The organism is Archangium violaceum (assembly GCF_016887565.1).
GTDB classification, from domain to species: domain Bacteria; phylum Myxococcota; class Myxococcia; order Myxococcales; family Myxococcaceae; genus Archangium; species Archangium violaceum_B.
Map to the genome: position 1 here is coordinate 6,979,154 of NZ_CP069396.1, position 16,153 is coordinate 6,995,306.

13 protein-coding genes are annotated in these 16,153 nt (G+C 69.0%); 5 read left to right on the plus strand and 8 right to left on the minus strand.

Features of this window, described 5'->3' with window-relative positions; all coding sequences use genetic code 11:
• The first annotated feature begins 70 nt into the window (after positions 1 to 70).
• The gene (locus JRI60_RS27960; protein ID WP_239470852.1) at positions 71 to 664 is read left to right on the plus strand and encodes a peptidylprolyl isomerase; all 594 of its coding nucleotides are present in this window, start codon (positions 71 to 73) and stop codon (positions 662 to 664) included.
• Positions 665 to 710: 46 nt separating this feature from the next.
• Here JRI60_RS27960 and JRI60_RS27965 read toward each other — a convergent pair whose 3' ends face one another.
• Genes JRI60_RS27965 through JRI60_RS27975 form a run of 3 tightly spaced genes read right to left on the minus strand, consistent with a single transcriptional unit; the run spans position 711 to position 3,408 of the window.
• Positions 711 to 1,763, minus strand: coding sequence for a prohibitin family protein (locus tag JRI60_RS27965; protein WP_204218934.1), 1,053 nt, complete (start codon positions 1,761 to 1,763; stop codon positions 711 to 713).
• 5 nt (positions 1,764 to 1,768) lie between these two features.
• The gene (locus JRI60_RS27970) at positions 1,769 to 2,824 is read right to left on the minus strand and encodes an SPFH domain-containing protein (protein ID WP_204218935.1); all 1,056 of its coding nucleotides are present in this window, start codon (positions 2,822 to 2,824) and stop codon (positions 1,769 to 1,771) included.
• Positions 2,821 to 3,408 (minus strand): hypothetical protein, encoded by a 588-nt coding sequence (locus JRI60_RS27975; RefSeq protein WP_204218936.1) that lies wholly within the window; start codon positions 3,406 to 3,408, stop codon positions 2,821 to 2,823. The genes JRI60_RS27970 and JRI60_RS27975 overlap by 4 nt, the downstream gene beginning before the upstream one ends.
• Positions 3,409 to 3,686: 278 nt before the next feature.
• Between JRI60_RS27975 and JRI60_RS27980 the strand changes: the two genes are divergently transcribed.
• The 3 genes from JRI60_RS27980 (at position 3,687) to JRI60_RS27990 (ending at position 8,458) form a co-directional block, all read left to right on the plus strand.
• Positions 3,687 to 4,532 (plus strand): MBL fold metallo-hydrolase, encoded by an 846-nt coding sequence (locus JRI60_RS27980; RefSeq protein WP_204218937.1) that lies wholly within the window; start codon positions 3,687 to 3,689, stop codon positions 4,530 to 4,532.
• Positions 4,533 to 4,601: 69 nt separating this feature from the next.
• Positions 4,602 to 6,119, plus strand: coding sequence for a sigma-54-dependent Fis family transcriptional regulator (locus tag JRI60_RS27985; RefSeq protein WP_239469755.1), 1,518 nt, complete (start codon positions 4,602 to 4,604; stop codon positions 6,117 to 6,119).
• A gap of 98 nt (positions 6,120 to 6,217) precedes the next feature.
• Positions 6,218 to 8,458: an ATP-binding protein gene (locus JRI60_RS27990; RefSeq protein WP_204218939.1), complete on the plus strand. Its 2,241-nt coding sequence runs from the start codon at positions 6,218 to 6,220 to the stop codon at positions 8,456 to 8,458.
• A gap of 26 nt (positions 8,459 to 8,484) precedes the next feature.
• On the opposite strand, the gene JRI60_RS27995 is transcribed toward JRI60_RS27990, so the two are convergent.
• On the minus strand, positions 8,485 to 9,447 hold the full coding sequence (locus tag JRI60_RS27995) for a GlxA family transcriptional regulator (protein ID WP_204218940.1): 963 nt from the start codon (positions 9,445 to 9,447) through the stop codon (positions 8,485 to 8,487).
• Between the two features lie 87 nt (positions 9,448 to 9,534).
• Between JRI60_RS27995 and JRI60_RS28000 the strand changes: the two genes are divergently transcribed.
• Entirely contained in the window at positions 9,535 to 10,245 is a 711-nt protein-coding gene (locus JRI60_RS28000; protein ID WP_204218941.1) for a DJ-1/PfpI family protein, read from the plus strand.
• 17 nt (positions 10,246 to 10,262) lie between these two features.
• Here the strand turns inward: JRI60_RS28000 and JRI60_RS28005 are convergent, their stop codons facing one another.
• The 4 genes from JRI60_RS28005 to JRI60_RS28020 form a co-directional block, all read right to left on the minus strand.
• Positions 10,263 to 11,162, minus strand: a complete 900-nt coding sequence (locus JRI60_RS28005) for a hypothetical protein (protein ID WP_204218942.1) — start codon at positions 11,160 to 11,162, stop codon at positions 10,263 to 10,265.
• A gap of 167 nt (positions 11,163 to 11,329) precedes the next feature.
• Positions 11,330 to 13,291: a serine/threonine-protein kinase gene (locus JRI60_RS28010; protein WP_204218943.1), complete on the minus strand. Its 1,962-nt coding sequence runs from the start codon at positions 13,289 to 13,291 to the stop codon at positions 11,330 to 11,332.
• Positions 13,291 to 15,066, minus strand: a complete 1,776-nt coding sequence (locus JRI60_RS28015) for an adenylate/guanylate cyclase domain-containing protein (RefSeq protein ID WP_204218944.1) — start codon at positions 15,064 to 15,066, stop codon at positions 13,291 to 13,293. Before JRI60_RS28015 ends, JRI60_RS28010 begins: the two co-directional genes overlap by 1 nt.
• A 19-nt stretch (positions 15,067 to 15,085) precedes the next feature.
• A complete protein-coding gene (locus JRI60_RS28020; protein WP_204218945.1) occupies positions 15,086 to 16,057 on the minus strand; it encodes a hypothetical protein in 972 nt (323 codons plus the stop codon).
• Positions 16,058 to 16,153 lie beyond the last annotated feature (96 nt).

Genomic DNA, 16,153 nt, shown 5'->3' on the forward strand with positions numbered 1-16,153 from the left:
TCCGGCGGGTAGACACCCGGCGCGTTCGACTGAAAGCGCTGCTCAAGATCGACATCACATCATGCGATTCATGAAGTTCTCCCAGGGCGCCGTTTCACTCCTGTTATTGGTTTGTGCATGCAAGGAGTCCGGATCCGGCACGCCACCGAAGCAAGAACCCGTCGTGGCACGGGTGGGTGACAGCACCATCACGCTCCAGGAGCTCAAGGCCCGGCTCGATGAGCAGCCGCCCGCCATTCGCGCGCGCTACACCACCGCCGAGCGCAAGAAGGAGTTCCTCGAGAACCAGATCCGCGTCGAGCTGCTCGCGCAGGAGGCCCGCAAGCAGGGGCTGGACAAGGATCCCGAGGTCCTGGCCTCCCTCGAGCGGCTGATGGTCCAGAAGCTCCTCCAGAAGCATGCCGCGACTCTCGAGAATCAGCCCGTGAGCGAGGCGGAGCTCCAGAAGTACTACCAGGAGCACCTCTCGGATTTCGGGAGCCCCGACGGCACGCTGGCCTTCGACATGGTCCGTACGCGCATCGAGGCCCGCCTCAAGATGGAGCGGCGCTCGCGGGCCATCGACGACCTCATCGCCAACCTCAAGAAGAGCACCCCCGTCGAGATCGACGACAAGGTGCTGGAGCAGGTCGACGTCCAGGGGGCTGATCCCAAGGCGCCCTAGACCCTCACCCCAGCCCTCTCCCAGAGGGAGAGGGGGCATACACAGGTCACTGTCCGTTGTTCGCGGAGCTCTGTGCGCTCTTGCTCACCGCGTACTGCGAGAGGATCTGGTTCATGTCCATCGTCTGGAGCGTGGCTCCGCCGCGCCCGCTGGGAATGAAGATGATCTGTTTGCCTTGAAGCGCCTCGGCGATGCGCAGCTTCACCATCGTCCGGCCGCCCGCTCCCGCCAGCGCCTCGTTCTCCTTGGCGATGCCCTTCGACTTCGCCTCGGCTTCCTTGAGGATCGCCGTCGCCTCGTTGGTGGCTCTCACCAGCTCCGCGTCCGCCGCCAGCTTCGTCTGCTCCAGCTCTCCCTGCGCCTGGGCGATCTTCTGTGACACCGTGCCCTTGGCCGACTCCAGGTTGCGCTTGGCCTCCTCCGCCGCCGCCTGCGCCTCCGAGCGCAGCTTCTCCGCCGTCTGCTCCGCCAGCTTCTTCTCCCGAATCACCTTCTCGTACTCGGGATTGAAGCGGTGCTCCTGCAGGATCACCTGCTCCACGATGACCCCCTCGGGCGCGAGCGCATCCTCCATCAGCTTGCGCGCGCTCTCCGCCGCCGCGAAGCGCTTGTCCGCGGTGTAGAAGTCCTCCGAGCGCAGCACGTTCAACGCGTCCCGCACCAGCGCTCGTGTCGCCGGCCGCATCAGCCGGTTCTCCACGTCCAGCGTGGAGCGCCCCACCTTCTGGACCAGGTGCGGCGCCTTCGCCGGATCGATCCGCCAGGCCACCGTCACGTCCACCGCGATGTCGTTGCCATCCACCGTCTTGAACTCGATGTCGTCGCTCCGGCCCTTCTCCTCATCCCCCTTTATCCGCATCCGCAGGTTCTGAAGCTTCGTCTCGAAGGTGTTCCAGTCCGTGGAGAACGGCGGGAAGAAGAAGTACGTCGCGCCCGGTGCGTACGTCTCCGGCTGCACGCCTCGCGAGCCCACCAGCGTGAACTTCCGCGTGAGCACGCCCACCTCGTTCGAGTCCGTCGAGTGGCACGCGCACCCCTGCACCACCGACAGCGCCAGCAGCACCAACACCCCCAGCATCCTCAAGTCCATGCGCGTCATGGTCTTCACAGCCCCTTCACGTCGAAGCGCTTGAGCGCCGCGTTGAGATCCAGCGGATTCACCCCACCCTCCCCGTCCGTGGGCACCACGATGACCTGCGTGCCGCCCAGCACATCCGCCATCTTCAGGCCCACCATGTTCTCGCTGCCCGCGCCGCGCAGCGCCACGTTCTCCAGCTCGATCCCCTTCGCCTTGGCCAGCTTCACCACCAGGTCGCCCTGCGCCGCCTGGGTGCGTCGGTACAGCTCCGCCTCCGAGCGCAGCTTGGCCACCTCCGCGTCTCCGCGCGCCAGCTCCACCTGCACCTTCGCCTGGCCCTCGGCGATGATCCGGTTCTTGTCCGCCTCGGCCTGCGCCGCCGCGGTCTCCGCCATGTTCTTGAAGACCGACTGGTCCTGGATCTTCCGCTGCTCGATCGCCTGCTGGTAGCGCGAGTCGTACCGGTACTGGCGCAGCAGCACGTGCGTCACCTTGATGCCCTTGGGCTCCAGCTCCGTGATCAACAGCTTCTGCGCCTGGGACACGGCCTTGTCGCGCCTGTCTCCCTTGTAGAAGTCATCCGCGTCCATCTCGCCCAGCGTCCGCCGCAGCACCTGCTCCGCGCGCGGAATCACCGCCGAGTCCTCGTACAGCCGCCCCGGTCCGATCTGGGTGATCACCCTGTACGGATCCTCGATGCGGTAGAGCACCGTGACGTCCGCCGAGACCGTGTAGCCCTCGGACGTCTGGATTTTGATGGCCCGCACCACCCGGTGGTCCGCGCCCTCACCCACCTCGGCCGCGTTGTCCGCCATCTCCAGCAACTGCAAATCACTGGGGAACAGGTGCATGCGCTCCGCACCCGGTGTCACCCAGTGCAGGCCCGGCCGGTACACCGTCTCGCGGATGCCCTTCTCCCCTCCGAGGATGACCTGCTTCACCCCCACCTGGTACGGCCGCACGTAGACGGTGCACGCGTTGTACGCGAAGAGGCCCGCGAAGAACGCCACTCCCAGCGGCCACAGCACCCGGGTCCTCGGCTGCTTCAGGGCCGCGACAATCCGCTCTCCCGACAACTTCATGCCTTCTCCTTTGAATGTGTCTCCCCAGGCCCCAGTTCCGGGCGCAGGGGTTCGTCCAGCGGTCGGTAGGCCTCGAGCTGTCTCTGCTCCACGCCCATGTCCCGCACCAGCGTGGCGAGTTGCCTCCGGTAACGGCGCTGGAAGAAGGACTCCTGCATGTCCGGCAGGAAGGGCCCGAAGAGGATGAACGCGAAGGGCAGCGGCTCGAACCAGTCCGGCACCCGCGTGAGGGCGATCGTCACCGCCGCGGCGATGCCCGCCCCCGTGTAGGCGGCCCGCGAGAGCAGATCCCCTCCGCGCCACAAACCGTACTTGCGCCGCTGCAGCGCGTGGTGCTCCCGGGCCAGCTGGAAATAGCGCGGCAGCACCACCGTGAAGACGCCGCGCTCCAGCCGCTCCCAGTAGCCGGGATCCACCGCCACCTCGGAGAAGCGATGGGCCACATCCGCCAGGGCCAGACGCGCCTCGGCCAGCAGCTGCGCCTCCACCTCGTCGCTCCATTCACCGAACCCGGGCCGCCGCCGCTCGAGCCACGCCAGCACGTGCTCGGTGACCTGGGGAAGCCGGAATCGTTCGGGATACACGCGGGAGTTCCCCCCTGATGCCGCGCATATCGCGGCGCGTCGAGTCTTCCATGTGCGCCCATTCCCCCACAATGCCCGGCCGCTCCACGCGCTCCCGGTCGATCCGGATCGGATCGTCCGCTCCATACAGGTGCGCCGGAATGGAGCGGCCGACCTCCTCTATCGCCCTGGATTCCAAGTAAATCCAGCCATTTGGCGTTGGCCGCGTCCTTGCTCTGAGGGAGGCACGTGACGGGCGGAACGGATCGGACCGCCCCAGCCTTCGAGGAGGAGCAGCCATGGAAGTGCGTTTCTACGGAGTGAGGGGGAGCATCGCGGTGTCGGGGTCGCACGCGGCGCGGATCGGAGGCAACACGTCGTGCCTGGAGGTGACGAGCCAGGGGCACCGGCTCATCCTGGACGCGGGCACGGGCATCCGCGCGCTGGGCGAGGTGATGATGCGCGAGGGCGCGCCCCAGAAGGCCTCCATCTTCTTCTCGCACCTGCACTGGGACCATGTGCAGGGCTTCCCCTTCTTCACGCCGGCCTTCCTGCCCACGACGGAGCTGGCGCTGTACGGCCCGGGGCCGGACGGGGCGCGGGCGCTGGAGTCGGTGCTGGCCAGGCAGATGGAGCCCCCCAACTTCCCGGTGCCGCTGTCCACCATGCGCTCGCGGATGACGTTCGACGCGGCGCTGCACGGGCGGACAGTGGAGGTGGGGCCCTTCAAGGTGACGCCCTTCGACGCGCCGCATCCCCAGGGGTGCCTGGCCTACCGGGTGGAGGCGGACGGCCACAGCTTCGTCTACGCCACGGACATGGAGATCTCCCTGGCCACGTTGGACCCGCGCGTGGCGCGGTGGATGGAGGGCGCGGACGCGCTGTGCCTGGACGCGCAGTACACCCCGGACGAGTACAACGGGAAGAAGGGCATCCCCAAGAAGGGCTGGGGGCACTCCACCATGGTGGACGCGGCGCAGGTGGCGTCGGCGGTGAACGCGCGCCGGCTCTTCCTCTTCCACCATGATCCGGCGCACAACGACGACATGGTGGAGAACATGGCCGAGGAGGCGCGCAACTACTTCGCCGCCGCCGAGCCGGCGCGCGAGGGCAAGCGGATCATCCTCGGAGCGGCTTGTGCGTGAGGGGAGGGGCGCATGGGCCCACACTGCGATAGTCTCCCCCCAGGCTTCGAGCTTCCCCCCCTGCCCGTCATGGCCACTTCCTCGGATGTCAGTCAGGTCCTGCTCCCCATTGGCGGGCTCGTCGGCCGCGAGGTCGATCTCGATGCGTTCCTCCAGACGTTGATGGATCGCATCGCGGTGACGATGCAGGCGGACCGGGGGACGCTGTGGTTGTTGGATGCCGCGCGCGGAGAGCTCTTCTCGCGCGCGGCGCACCTGCCCGAGGTGTCGCAGATCCGCGTGAAGCTGGGTCAGGGCGTGGCCGGCTACGTGGCCGAGCACGGCGAGCCCGTCAACATGCCGGACTCCCGGGGTGAGAGCCGCTTCTTCGCGGACATCGACCGGATGACGGGCTACCGCACCACCACCATCCTGGCGGTGCCGCTGCGCGACGCGAGTGGCTCCCTCTACGGCGTGCTGCAGGTGCTCAACCGCCGGGGTGGAGGGCGCTTCACGGACGATGACGTGGAGCGGCTCATGGCCATCTCGGTGCAGGCGAGCCACGCGCTGCAGAGCACGAGCCTGTACCAGGAGCTGCAGCGGGCGAAGGAGCAGCCGCACGCGCCGGTGGGCTACTTCTTCAACCGGATCATCGGTGAGTCCGAGCCCCTCAAGGTCATCTACCGGCTCATCCAGAAGGCGGCGCCGACGGATGCCACGGTGTTGCTGCGGGGCGAGAGCGGGTGCGGCAAGGAGCTGTTCGCCCGGGCGGTGCACGTCAACGGGCCGAGGCGGGACAAGCCCTTCGTGAAGGTGGACTGCGCGGCGCTGCCCGCGTCGCTGATCGAGAACGAGCTGTTCGGCCACGAGAAGGGAGCCTTCACCGGGGCGGACCACCGCATGCCGGGCAAGTTCGAGGCGGCGGATGGCGGCACGGTGTTCATCGACGAGATTGGCGAGCTGCCGCTGCCGGTGCAGGGCAAGCTGCTGCGGGTGCTGCAGGACCGGGAGTTCGAGCGGGTGGGCGGCACGCAGACGTTGAAGGTGGACGTGCGGATCGTCGCGGCCACGAATCGGGATCTGGCGAAGATGGCGGCGGAGGGGAAGTTCCGAGAGGACCTGTACTACCGCATCAAGGTGGTGGAGCTGGTCCTGCCCCCGCTGCGAGAGCGGGGCGCGGAGGACATCGAGCGGCTGACGCGGCACTTCATCGCGGCGGCGGCGAAGCGGCACCGGCTGCCGTTGCCCAGGTTGAACGCCGCGGCGCTCGAGCGGCTGAAGCGCTACCGCTGGCCGGGCAACGTGCGCGAGCTGGAGAACTGCATCGAGAGCGCGGTGGTGCTGTGCGAGGGGGAGATCCTCGAGGAGCACCTGCCGCTGCCGAAGGTGGTCGGCGCGCCCCCGGCCGTGGTGGAGAGCAGGGACACGGCGGTGGACTCGGAGGGCAACGGCGAGCTGCTGCCGCTGGCCGAGGTGGAGAAGCGACACATCTTGCGGGTGCTGGACTCGGTGAAAGGCAACCGGACGGCGGCGGCGAAGGTGCTGCAGATCGGCCGCAACACGCTGGGCCGGAAGCTGAAGGAGTACGGGATCGCTGACGAGGGTTGAGTCCCGCCCCTCCCTCCGAGGGGAACGTGGCGCGCGATCGGCCCCGCCCTCGCTCGTGCCTTGGCGGGCCTCTCTGCCGTCCTCATCCATCAGGAGACTTGTCTCCCATCCACCAGGAGCGCGCACGCTCCCATCCTCAGTCCCTCCGCCCCCCCACCGACCGCCACGAGGCATCCGCGCGCCGGTCGCTCTCGCTCGCCCTGGTACTGGCCACGGTGGTGGGCGTGGTGCTCACGCTCGGACTGCTCAGGTTCGAGCAGATGGCCCGCCAGGGACACGAGCGCGAGGCCCTCGTTCAGCAGGCAGCCCGTGCCAGCAAGCTGGCTTCCGAGCTGGAATCCCAGCTCCATGCCTCGAAGCAGCTCGTGGACACACTGGCCTCGCTCGCTGGCCCTCTCAGGGAGCAGCGCGAGCTCGAGGAGTTGCTGCGCCGGGTGCTCGCCTCCGCCCCGGAGCGCACCGCCTATGGGCTCGGGGTGTGGTTCGAACCCGGCCAGTTCAAGCCCGGGGTGCGCCTCATGGGCCCCTACATCCACCGGAACGAGGATGAGCGAGGGGGGCCCCCGGTCCTCACCTATGAATGGTCCCACCCCGCCTACGACTATCCTCGTCGCCCCTGGTACGAACAGGCACGGAGGCTGCCTGGGGACATCGTCATCTCCGAGCCCTACCTCGAGGTGGACCAACGCACCTACGAGTCCCTGACGCGGGCCTTCTTCGATGACCAGGGCCGGTTGAGGGGGGTAGTGAGCGTGGACATCCGCCTCCCCCAGGTTCAGGAGGTGGTCCGCCAGGCCAACGTCTCCGACGCGGAGAGCTTCTATGTCGTCAGCCGTGCCGGCGTGCTCATCGCGCATCCCCAGGAGGGCTCACTCTTCGCCTGGGCCCGCGAGCACGGGAGCCCCATTCGGAGCATCTCCGAGCTCTCGCTCGAGAACCTGCGCGCCTGGGAGCACGAGCACGGGCTGGATCGCGGTCGGCACACCATCCACGTGCCCGTCTCGAATGCCGGCTGGCAGGTGTTCGCCTCGACGCGAGAGGCCACGCTCTTCTCGGCCGTGCGCCACCAGCGGTGGCTGGTGGGGGCCCTGGGCGTGGTGCTCTGGGCGGGGCTGGGAGCCAGCGGCGTGGCCATGGCCCGCTCGGAACGGACCCGGGTCCTGGCCCGCACGCTCACCGAGCGCCAGCAGCGGGAGGAAGAGCGGCGGCGGCTGCTCGCCCAGGTCCGGCAGCGCTCGGCGGAGCTCCAGGCCATCATCGAGAACATGGTCGAGGCCGTCATCGTGGCCGACGCCGATGGCAACATCACCCTCGCCAACCGTGCCGCGCTGGTGCTCTTCGGGACCTCCTCATACGAGGGGGACCGGGTGGATACCGGGTACCAGGCCCTCTACCCCATCCATAGCCTGGATGGGCAGCTCATTCCCTATGACGACCTGCCCCTGCCCCGGGCCCTGCGGGGCGAGCAGGTGGACGACACGGACCTGCTCTTCTCCCCGCCCCAGCGCAACCGGCAGCTCGCCGTGCGGCTCAATGCCGCCCCCATCCGCAATGAGTCGGGCCAGGTCGTCGCCGCCGTGTCGGTGTGGCGCGACATCACCCAGGCCGTCGAGCTGGAGCGCCTCCAGGGCGACTTCGTGAGGATGGCCGCGCACGAGATGAAGACACCGTTGGCGGTGATGAAGTCCTTCGCCCAGCTCGCCTCGCGGACGGAGAAGCCAACGCCCTCGCTGCGCCGGGCACTCGAGGGGATCAACCGCGGTGTGAATCGGATGGACCGGGTCATCCGCACGCTGCTGGACGCCTCCCAGCTCCACCTCGGTCAGATGCACTTCGAGAAGGAGGTGGTGGAGCTGCGCGAGCTGATGGAGGCCGCCGCCGCGCGCATCGCCACCCTCCACCCGGGCAACCCGGTGCACGTGCGGCCAGGGCCGGAAGCACGGGTGCTCGGGGATCGCGCGAGGCTGGCGCAGGTGCTCACCGAGCTGTTGGACAACGCCGCGCGCTACTCACCCGAGGGGTACCCGGTGGAGGTGGCCCTCACCCCGGACGGAGACGAGGTGGAGCTCTCCATCCACGACGAGGGCATCGGCATCCCGGAGGATCGGCGACAGCGCGTCTTCGATCGCTTCTACCGGGCCCACGCGGGGACGCCTCATGACCGCGGCGGCATGGGCCTGGGGCTGTACCTGTCGCGGGGCATCGTCCTGCATCACGGCGGCCGGATGGAGCTGGAGAGCCGGGAGGGAGAAGGGACCCGCGTGCGCGTCCGCCTGCCGCGTCTGGCCGAGCAGCACCCCACCCCGGAGCGGGCCACCTTTGGGATGGAGCTCCATTGAGACGGAGCGGCCATCCCGTACCGTCTTCACGGGCTCGCCCCGGAGCGCCGCGCCCCCCTCCGGATGGCCTGGGGCGGCTGCCCGAAGACGCGGAGGAAGGCCCGGCGCATCCGCTCCGGATCGGAGAAGCCCACCGCCCGAGCCACCTGCTCGATGGGTTCGAGGCTGGTCTCGATGCGCACCCGAGCCGCTTCGGCGCGGAGCTGCTCGACCGCCTTGGCGGGAGTCTGTCCGGTCTCGGCGAGGAACGCCCGCCCGAACTGACGCGGGCTGAGGCACGCCACCTGGGCGAGCCGCTCGACGTTCAGGGGCTCATGAAGGTGCTCGCGTGCGAAGGTCAGCGCCAGGCGGATGCGATCCGATGGCGGGTCCAGCTCGAGCAGCGTGGAGAACTGGGACTGGCCCCCTGGACGGCGGTGATAGACCACCAGATCGCGAGCCGCGGCGCGCGAGGCCTCGAGGCCGAGATCCTCTTCGAGCAGGGCGAGCGAGAGATCGATCCCGGAGCTGACCCCCGCCGCCGTCCAGATGGGGCCGTCCTGGATGAAGATGGGCTCCGCGTCGACGCGGACACGGGGGAAGAGGCGCTGCAATTGTGCCGCGAATCTCCAGTGGGTGGTCGCGCGCCGGCCGTCGAGCAGACCCGCGGCGGCCAGGATGAAGGCGCCGGAACAGACGCTCGCGACCCGCCGTGATGACGCCGCGGCGGCCCGCAGGAAGTCCAGCACCGCGGGCGATTCCATCGCCCCGAAGGTTCCAGCCCCGCCCACGACCATGAGCGTGTCGGGCAGGGTCTCGCCGAACGGTCGCGTCATGATGGTGACGCCCGAGGAGCTCTCGATCGAGCCTCCGTGCTCGGACAGCAGCTGCATCCGGTAGGGACCGGGTTCCTCGGATTGGATCGTCGGCGCCTCGAACACGGACACCGGTCCGGTCAGGTCCAGGATCTGGAACGAGGGGAAGACGAGAAAGCCAATGTCTCGAACCATGGCCGAAATCGAGGGAACTACGTCCTTTCCGTCACGACTCTGACGGGAAAGAGTGCAGCCGTCAAAACCAGACAAGGAGTCCGCGAAATGGCTTCATCCCTCGTCATCGTTTTTCCTCTCTTCCCGGGCGTGACGTATCTGGATTTCATGGGGCCGCAGACTGCGTTCTCGATGATTCCCGGCGTGAAGCAGATCTTCGCCTCCGTGGGAGGGCAACCGGTCAGCGAGGGCTCCCTGACCCTCGCTCCCCTAGCCCGGTTGGAGGACCTGGAGCGGTGCGATGTGCTCTGTGTGCCGGGCGGTTTCGTCGCGAAGGCGATGCAAGACCGCATCTTCATGGACGCGATCCGCCGGTTGGCGTCCACGGCCCGCTACGTCACGTCCGTGTGCACGGGCTCGTTGCTCCTGGGCGCCGCGGGGCTGCTCGAGGGCCGGCGGGCGGCGTGCCATTGGTCCATGCGCGACCTGCTGCCCCTCTTCGGCGCCATCCCGGATCCCGGCCGCGTGGTGCGTGACGGCCATGTCGTGACGGGCGGTGGCATCACCGCGGGGATCGACTTCGGACTGACGCTCGCGGCCGAGCTGGCCGACCCGGCCATCGCGCAGACCGTCCAGCTCACGATGGAATACGCTCCCGAGCCCCCCTTCAACGCCGGGCGTCCCGAGGCGGTCTCGGAGGAGATCGTGGCCCGGGTCCAGACCCTCACCGTGGAGAACGGGATGGACATGCCCGCGGAGTACGCCCTCGTGCAGCGAGTGGCGGCGGACTACCGCCGTGGCTCGGCTCCGGCCGCGTAGCTTTTGTTTGTGTTTGCTCAGCCCGCTAGCACCCAGGCCGCGGCCACCGTGAGTCCTCCGGCCGCGGCGAACATCCGCCACGCCCGGCGCGCCAGCACTGTGCCCGTTCCCTCGCCCTCGTTTCCCAGTAGCACCAGCGCCGGCCCGCCCTGCTTGCCTCGCAGCTCGTACACTCCCGGCACCGGGCCCTTGCGCAGCTCTCCCACCACCAGGCACTCCTCGCCGAGCTTCCCCACCCGCTCGTACGACAGCGCCTCCTCCACCGCCTGGCCCTCCGCTGGCACCCCCGTGCCCGTCTCCGCCAGCGGTTTGCCCATCTGACAGCGGCGGATCCGACTCGGGGCCAGCAGCAGCTTCGGCGAGAAGGACACCGACGCCTCCGCCCGCTCACCCTTCACCAGCAGCACCGGCGCGTACGCCCGCTCCACCGACAGCAGCGGACCTTTGCTCCCGTCCGGCATGACGCCTCGCAGCTCCGCCTCGTAGAAGGCGCACACCACCCCGCCCGGTGACGTCACCTGATCGCTCGACGCCAACCGTCCGCGGTAGACGCCCCACCCCGGCGAGCATCCCTCGCGCAGTGCCGCCACGCCCTCGTCGATACTCCGAGGCGCCTCGGCCTTCAGCGTGTCCGCGCGCACCCGAATGCGCGAGCCCACCACCGCCAGCCCCGCCGCGGCCACCAGCAGCGCGAAGCCCACTCCGTCACCCAGCACCGCTGGCGCCGCCCACATGAGCGGCCCGGCCCCATAGCGCAGCGCGACGAGCGCGAAGACCATCGCCAGCAGCCCGAACCAGGCCAGCGGCCAGCGCGGCGTGAAGGCACGTGCGTCCTTGCGGCCGAACGTGAACGCCGCCAGCACCAGCGCACCCAGCCCCGCCGCGTACAGCGGGGCAAATGCCAACCGCAAGTCCATGGCTCCCCCTGCCCGGAGTCAGGACCACGGCCCGCTCTTCTGGCTCTCACGGGCGGGCCGTGCCCGGGCCAAAGGTGCGGACGCCACCCGGCTCCGGCAAGGGCACGCCAGGGCCGTCCTCCCGTGCGCCACAGGACACGGACCCGCCCCGGAGGACGTGCTTCTCCTCACTCCTGTTCGGTTTCCGCCACCTTGTCGTGCGCGGACTTCTTCGTCTGGACGCCCCGCACCACCAAGTCATCGAAGGTGCAGCTCAGGTTGCGGCACCCCACCGCCACCTTCCCCGAACGCCCCTGGAAGCCCTCCAGGAACTTGCGCGCGAAGGGCTCGGAGGCGCCGCTGATGTAGGCCTGCACGTCCACGCCGTTCTTCTTCTTCTTCAGCTGCAGCTTCACGCGGAAGGGGCCCACGGGCACTGGCGTCTCGTCCTGCACCAGGCTCTCCACCTCCTGAGAGCTGTTGCCCACCACTTCCTCCCCTCCCGCGTCGGTGTAGCGCCAGCTCAGCCGCATGCCCGCGTTGGGGATGGCGTACACGGACACCTGCAGGCCCGTGTCCCGGAAGGACAGCTCGGCGTAGTGCTGCGCGTCCGGCTCCTCGGCGTAGCCCTTGCCCAGCGGGCTCGCGCTCATCAGCGCCTCGGCGGAGAAGTCGTCACTGGAGAAGTAGCGGTGGGACAGGTACGCGCGCGGAATCAGCTGCCCACCGCCGGCCTCGTTGCCCCCCTGCATCGCGCGGAGTTGTCCGTTCTCCAACGTCCACGTTCCCGCATGGGCGTTCAGCTCCTCCTCGCCCTGCACGAAGTCCACTCCCAACCGCACCCGCCCGTCCGCCAGCTCCTCCACCGACGAGGACACGAACAGGTCCGCATCGGTGTTGTCCGGCCACGGCTTGTCCGCGTCCGTCAACCGCGGCCCCCACGTACCGAGCACCACCTTCTTGTCGCCGAACTGGAAGAGGGTCGCCGGGCGGCCCAGCACCTGTCTCGCTCCGGCGAAGACCACCACCATCCCGCCCAGCACCGTGAGCACCACCCGCACCTTGCGCCAGCCCGACCTCAGCCGACTGCGCACCGGGCTCAGCTCGGCCTCGTGCTGCTGCACCATCCCCGGCGGCAGCGAGGTGCTCGACACGAGCGACTCCAGCTCCCGGCACACCTCGGCGGCCTTCAGGTAGCGCGCCTCGGGCTCGTTCTCCAACAGCCGCGCCACCACGTCGTCCACCCGCGCGTCCAACCCCTCCACGCGCTCGGACGGCAGCTTGAAGCGCCCCACCGGCAGCTCGCCGGTGAGCATCTCGTAGAGCACCACGCCGAACGAGAACAGATCCGCCCGCCCATCCACGTTCTTCGCGTCCCGGCGCTGCTCCGGGGCCATGTAGTTGATCGTCCCCATGGCCACCGCCGTGGCGGTGAGTTGCAGCCGCGAGTCCGGCCGGCGGATGCCCGCCAGGCCGAAGTCCGCCACCTTCACGTGCCCGCGCCCATCCAGCAGGATGTTCTCCGGCTTCAGGTCGCGGTGGATGATGTCCTTGTCGTGCGCGCTCTCGATGGCCCGCGCCACCTGCAACGCCACGCGCAGGGCCTCGGAAGGCGACAGCTCGCGCATCACGTCGCGCAGCGAGCGCCCCTCCACGTACTCCATCACGAAGTAGTAGTGCTCTCCGGCCACCCCGCGATCGATGATCTGCACGATGTTGGGGTGGTTGAGCGCCGCGAGCGCCGTGGCCTCCTTGTCGAAGCGCGTGACGAACTCGGGATCCTTCGCCAGCCGCGGCGGCAGCACCTTCACCGCCACCATGCGGCGCAGCGACTTCTGCCGCGCCAGCCACACCTCGCCCATGCCGCCCCGGCCCAGCACGCGCACCAGCTCGTAGCCCGGCAGCTCGACCGCGGTGGAGACCAACGAGCCCTCCGCCACGGGTCCGGTCATCATCCCGGGCGAGCCCCCCACCGGCAGCGAGGGGCGCACCACCGTGGCATCCACGCCGGCATCCAGGGAGGCCACCGGCGAGCGCTCCAGCCCCCGCACCGGGAAGCGGGTCCCGCAGGCACACGGCAACTCGTGGCCGTCCGCGAGCCCGCTCACGTCGTGCGCACGCGCGCAGTTGGGACAGTTCTGGGTCTTCATCAGGCCTTGGAGTTGGTGATCTCCCACCCGAGCACGAGGTACGGCTGAACGCCCTTCTCCTTGCCCTTCACCTGGGTGACGGGCAGGGGCGCGACCTCGAAGCCGTTGCCGGCCTTCCTGACGGTGCTCTCGGTTGCCACCACCTCTCCCCCCTTGGCCAGCCCGCACAGGCGCGAGGCCGTGTTCACGGTATCACCGATCGCCGTGAACTCATGGCGCTCGGTGCTACCCATGTAGCCCACGACGGCCTGGCCGGTGTTCACGCCGATGCCCACCTCGATGGGCGGCTTGCCCGCCGCCATCCGCGAGCCGTTGAGCACCTCCACCGCGTCCTGCATCTCCAGCGCGGCGCGCAGCGCGCGGGCCGGATCGTCCGGGTGCTGCGAGGGCGGACCCCACACCGCCATCACGCAGTCGCCGATGAACTTGTCCAGGTTCCCCTCGTGGCGGAACACCACGCCCGCCATCAGGGTGAAGAACTCGTTGAGCATGGACACCACCTCCTGCGGAGACTCGTTCTCCGACAGGGTGGTGAAGCCGCGGATGTCCGCGAACAGGCACGTCACTTCCGCCAGCCGGCTCTGCCGCAGGTCCTCGGTCTCGCCGCGGATCACCGCCTCGGCCACCGCCCGTGACAGGAAGCGGCTGAGCTCGGCGCGGGTGATGGCCTCGGCGCGGATCTGCTCGCCCAGCGCCGCGTTCTCCAGGGCGATGGCCGCCTGGGCCGCGATGCCCGAGAGGATCGTCAGGTCCTTCTCCGAGAAGGCGTTGGTCTGCTGGCGCGAGTCCAGGAACAGCACCGCCTCCAGGTGGCCCTTGGACAAGAGCGGCACGGCCATGGCCGAGCGGATGCCCTGGGCCACGATGCTCTCCGAGGAGGAGAAGCGCTCGTCGATGATGGCGTCCGCGGTGAGCACCGCCTTGTGCGTCTCGACCACCTTCTGCAGCACGGTGTCGGACACCATCACGTTCATCGGGCTGCCCTGCCGGTGCTTCATCGCCACCGCGGTGAACTGCCCATCCGCGACCGGCTTGAGGATGACGCCGTGGTCGGCCGCCAGCAGCTGGAAGGCCACCGAGAGGATCTGCTCGAAGAGATCGGCCTGTTTGCCCTGCTGGCTCACCTGCCGGTGGAACTCGTAGGCCAGGCGCAGCTTCTCGTACTCGCGCTTGAGGGTGGCCAGCTCCTGGATCTGCTCGGCGGGCCGGAAGTTCTGCGGCGCCTGCTGATCCATCTGCGCGAGGAACGCGGGGATGGAGTGCGACTGCGCCACCACCGTCACGCGAGGCGCGGCACGCCCCGGGTTGGCCGGGGGCCCCGTGGGCACCGGCGGCTGCGCCACCGGGGCGAACGAGCTCGACTGTTCCCCGACGTGGAAGACGAGCTTGGAGGCGCCCAGGGTGATCTCATCCCCGTCGCGCAGCCGCAGCTCCGCCACGCGCCGCCCGTTGACGAAGGTGCCGTTGGAGGAGCCCAGATCTCGCAGGATGAAGTCGCGCCCCATCCGCTCGATGCTGGCGTGCTCCTTGGAGACTTCCCGGTCCACCAGCCGCACCGTGTTGGAGGGATGGCGACCCAATGTCGTCAGATCTCCCAGCGGGAAATCCCCTGACGAGCCATCCGGGAACCGTCCCTTGAGGTGCGGACCCCGGAGGCCAGCGGACTTTGCGGATTGGGTGGAACCTTGACTCACGCGCGAGACCTCGACGGCCCGGACTCCAACGTCACGGCGGGACACTACCAGAGGCAATCGGGCACCGGAACGGCGACGCATGCCCGCCTGGGGGGCGACCTCAGGGGACCGACACCGGACTTTCCGGGCTTACCGGGGATACGACAGGAGGCGTGGACGGCGCCAGCATGGCGCCTAGCGGGGTGGGATTCTTGAAAGCGATGCCAATGGCCGGGTAGAGGGTGACCCCCCCCAGATCCCTCTGCTGGCCGAAGATGACGGGGCGGCAGGCGGTGTAGCCGGCGGTGAGCTCGGCGTAGAGGTGGACGTACTTGTAGCCAAGGGCGAAGCCCACGCTGGCGCCGTAGAAGTGGCTGGACACCTGGGCGGGCAGCGCGATGTCGAAGCCCGTCACGTCCTGGCCGACGCGCGAGTAGTCCACCAGCTTCTGGTCCAGCGTCGTGCGGCTGTAGATGTACTTGGGCGCCGCGTACAGCTTGAAGATGTCCCCGAGGTCCACGCTCATGTAGAGGGGGACCTCCACGTCCCAGCGCGAGAAGGCGTCGATCTTCACCAGCTCCAGCGCCTCCAGGACGGGGCTCTTGAAGAGGTGGCGGGAGACGGCGGCGCCGAGCGCCACGTCGAAGGACTTGCGCTGGATGTCGTCCATGGGGACGTCCTCCGGATCTCCGGCGTGCAGCAGGCGCACCTTGGTGTCGAACCGGACGGAGCTGGTGCTCAGCCGCAGTCCCAGATCCAGGGCGTTGGACTCGAGCAGACCGGTGCGGATCATCAGCTCGTTGCTGGTGCCCGGCGGGGCCACCGCCAGCGCCAGCCCCACGCCGAGCAGCTTCTGGGCATCCTCCTCGGCCAGATGGTAGGGCTCGCCCGAATCGATGGTGTTCTTGATGGCCTTGCCCTGTTTGATCCCCTGGTCGATGACGGTGGCGAGCTGGCCCACCGGAGCGAAGACGCCCATGGCGCCCGACACCTGGAGCTGCCCCCGGGCGAGCGGCTTGCCCGTCTGCAGGGTGGACATCGTGGTGGCGCACCCGGTGGCGGTCAGCAGGGCGAACAGGAGGAGCAATCGCATGGCGGACCGGGACGTTACGCCGCCGGGTGTCCGGTTGTCAGGCCCCCGGCCAATCGCTCCTTCCTCTGAGGCGGCTCTGGCTGTTAAGGGAGCCTC

What these genes read in the sequence shown, in the direction of transcription:
- JRI60_RS28020 (WP_204218945.1), bottom strand. Translation starts at nt 16,057, where the DNA reads ATGCGATTGCTCCTCCTGTTCGCCCTGCTGACCGCCACCGGGTGCGCC.
- JRI60_RS27970 (WP_204218935.1), bottom strand. Translation starts at nt 2,824, where the DNA reads ATGAAGTTGTCGGGAGAGCGGATTGTCGCGGCCCTGAAGCAGCCGAGG.
- JRI60_RS28005 (WP_204218942.1), bottom strand. Translation starts at nt 11,162, where the DNA reads ATGGACTTGCGGTTGGCATTTGCCCCGCTGTACGCGGCGGGGCTGGGT.
- JRI60_RS28010 (WP_204218943.1), bottom strand. Translation starts at nt 13,291, where the DNA reads ATGAAGACCCAGAACTGTCCCAACTGCGCGCGTGCGCACGACGTGAGC.
- JRI60_RS27995 (WP_204218940.1), bottom strand. Translation starts at nt 9,447, where the DNA reads ATGGTTCGAGACATTGGCTTTCTCGTCTTCCCCTCGTTCCAGATCCTG.
- JRI60_RS28015 (WP_204218944.1), bottom strand. Translation starts at nt 15,066, where the DNA reads ATGCGTCGCCGTTCCGGTGCCCGATTGCCTCTGGTAGTGTCCCGCCGT.
- JRI60_RS27960 (WP_239470852.1), top strand. Translation starts at nt 71, where the DNA reads ATGAAGTTCTCCCAGGGCGCCGTTTCACTCCTGTTATTGGTTTGTGCA.
- JRI60_RS27980 (WP_204218937.1), top strand. Translation starts at nt 3,687, where the DNA reads ATGGAAGTGCGTTTCTACGGAGTGAGGGGGAGCATCGCGGTGTCGGGG.
- JRI60_RS28000 (WP_204218941.1), top strand. Translation starts at nt 9,535, where the DNA reads ATGGCTTCATCCCTCGTCATCGTTTTTCCTCTCTTCCCGGGCGTGACG.
- JRI60_RS27985 (WP_239469755.1), top strand. Translation starts at nt 4,602, where the DNA reads ATGGCCACTTCCTCGGATGTCAGTCAGGTCCTGCTCCCCATTGGCGGG.
- JRI60_RS27965 (WP_204218934.1), bottom strand. Translation starts at nt 1,763, where the DNA reads ATGACGCGCATGGACTTGAGGATGCTGGGGGTGTTGGTGCTGCTGGCG.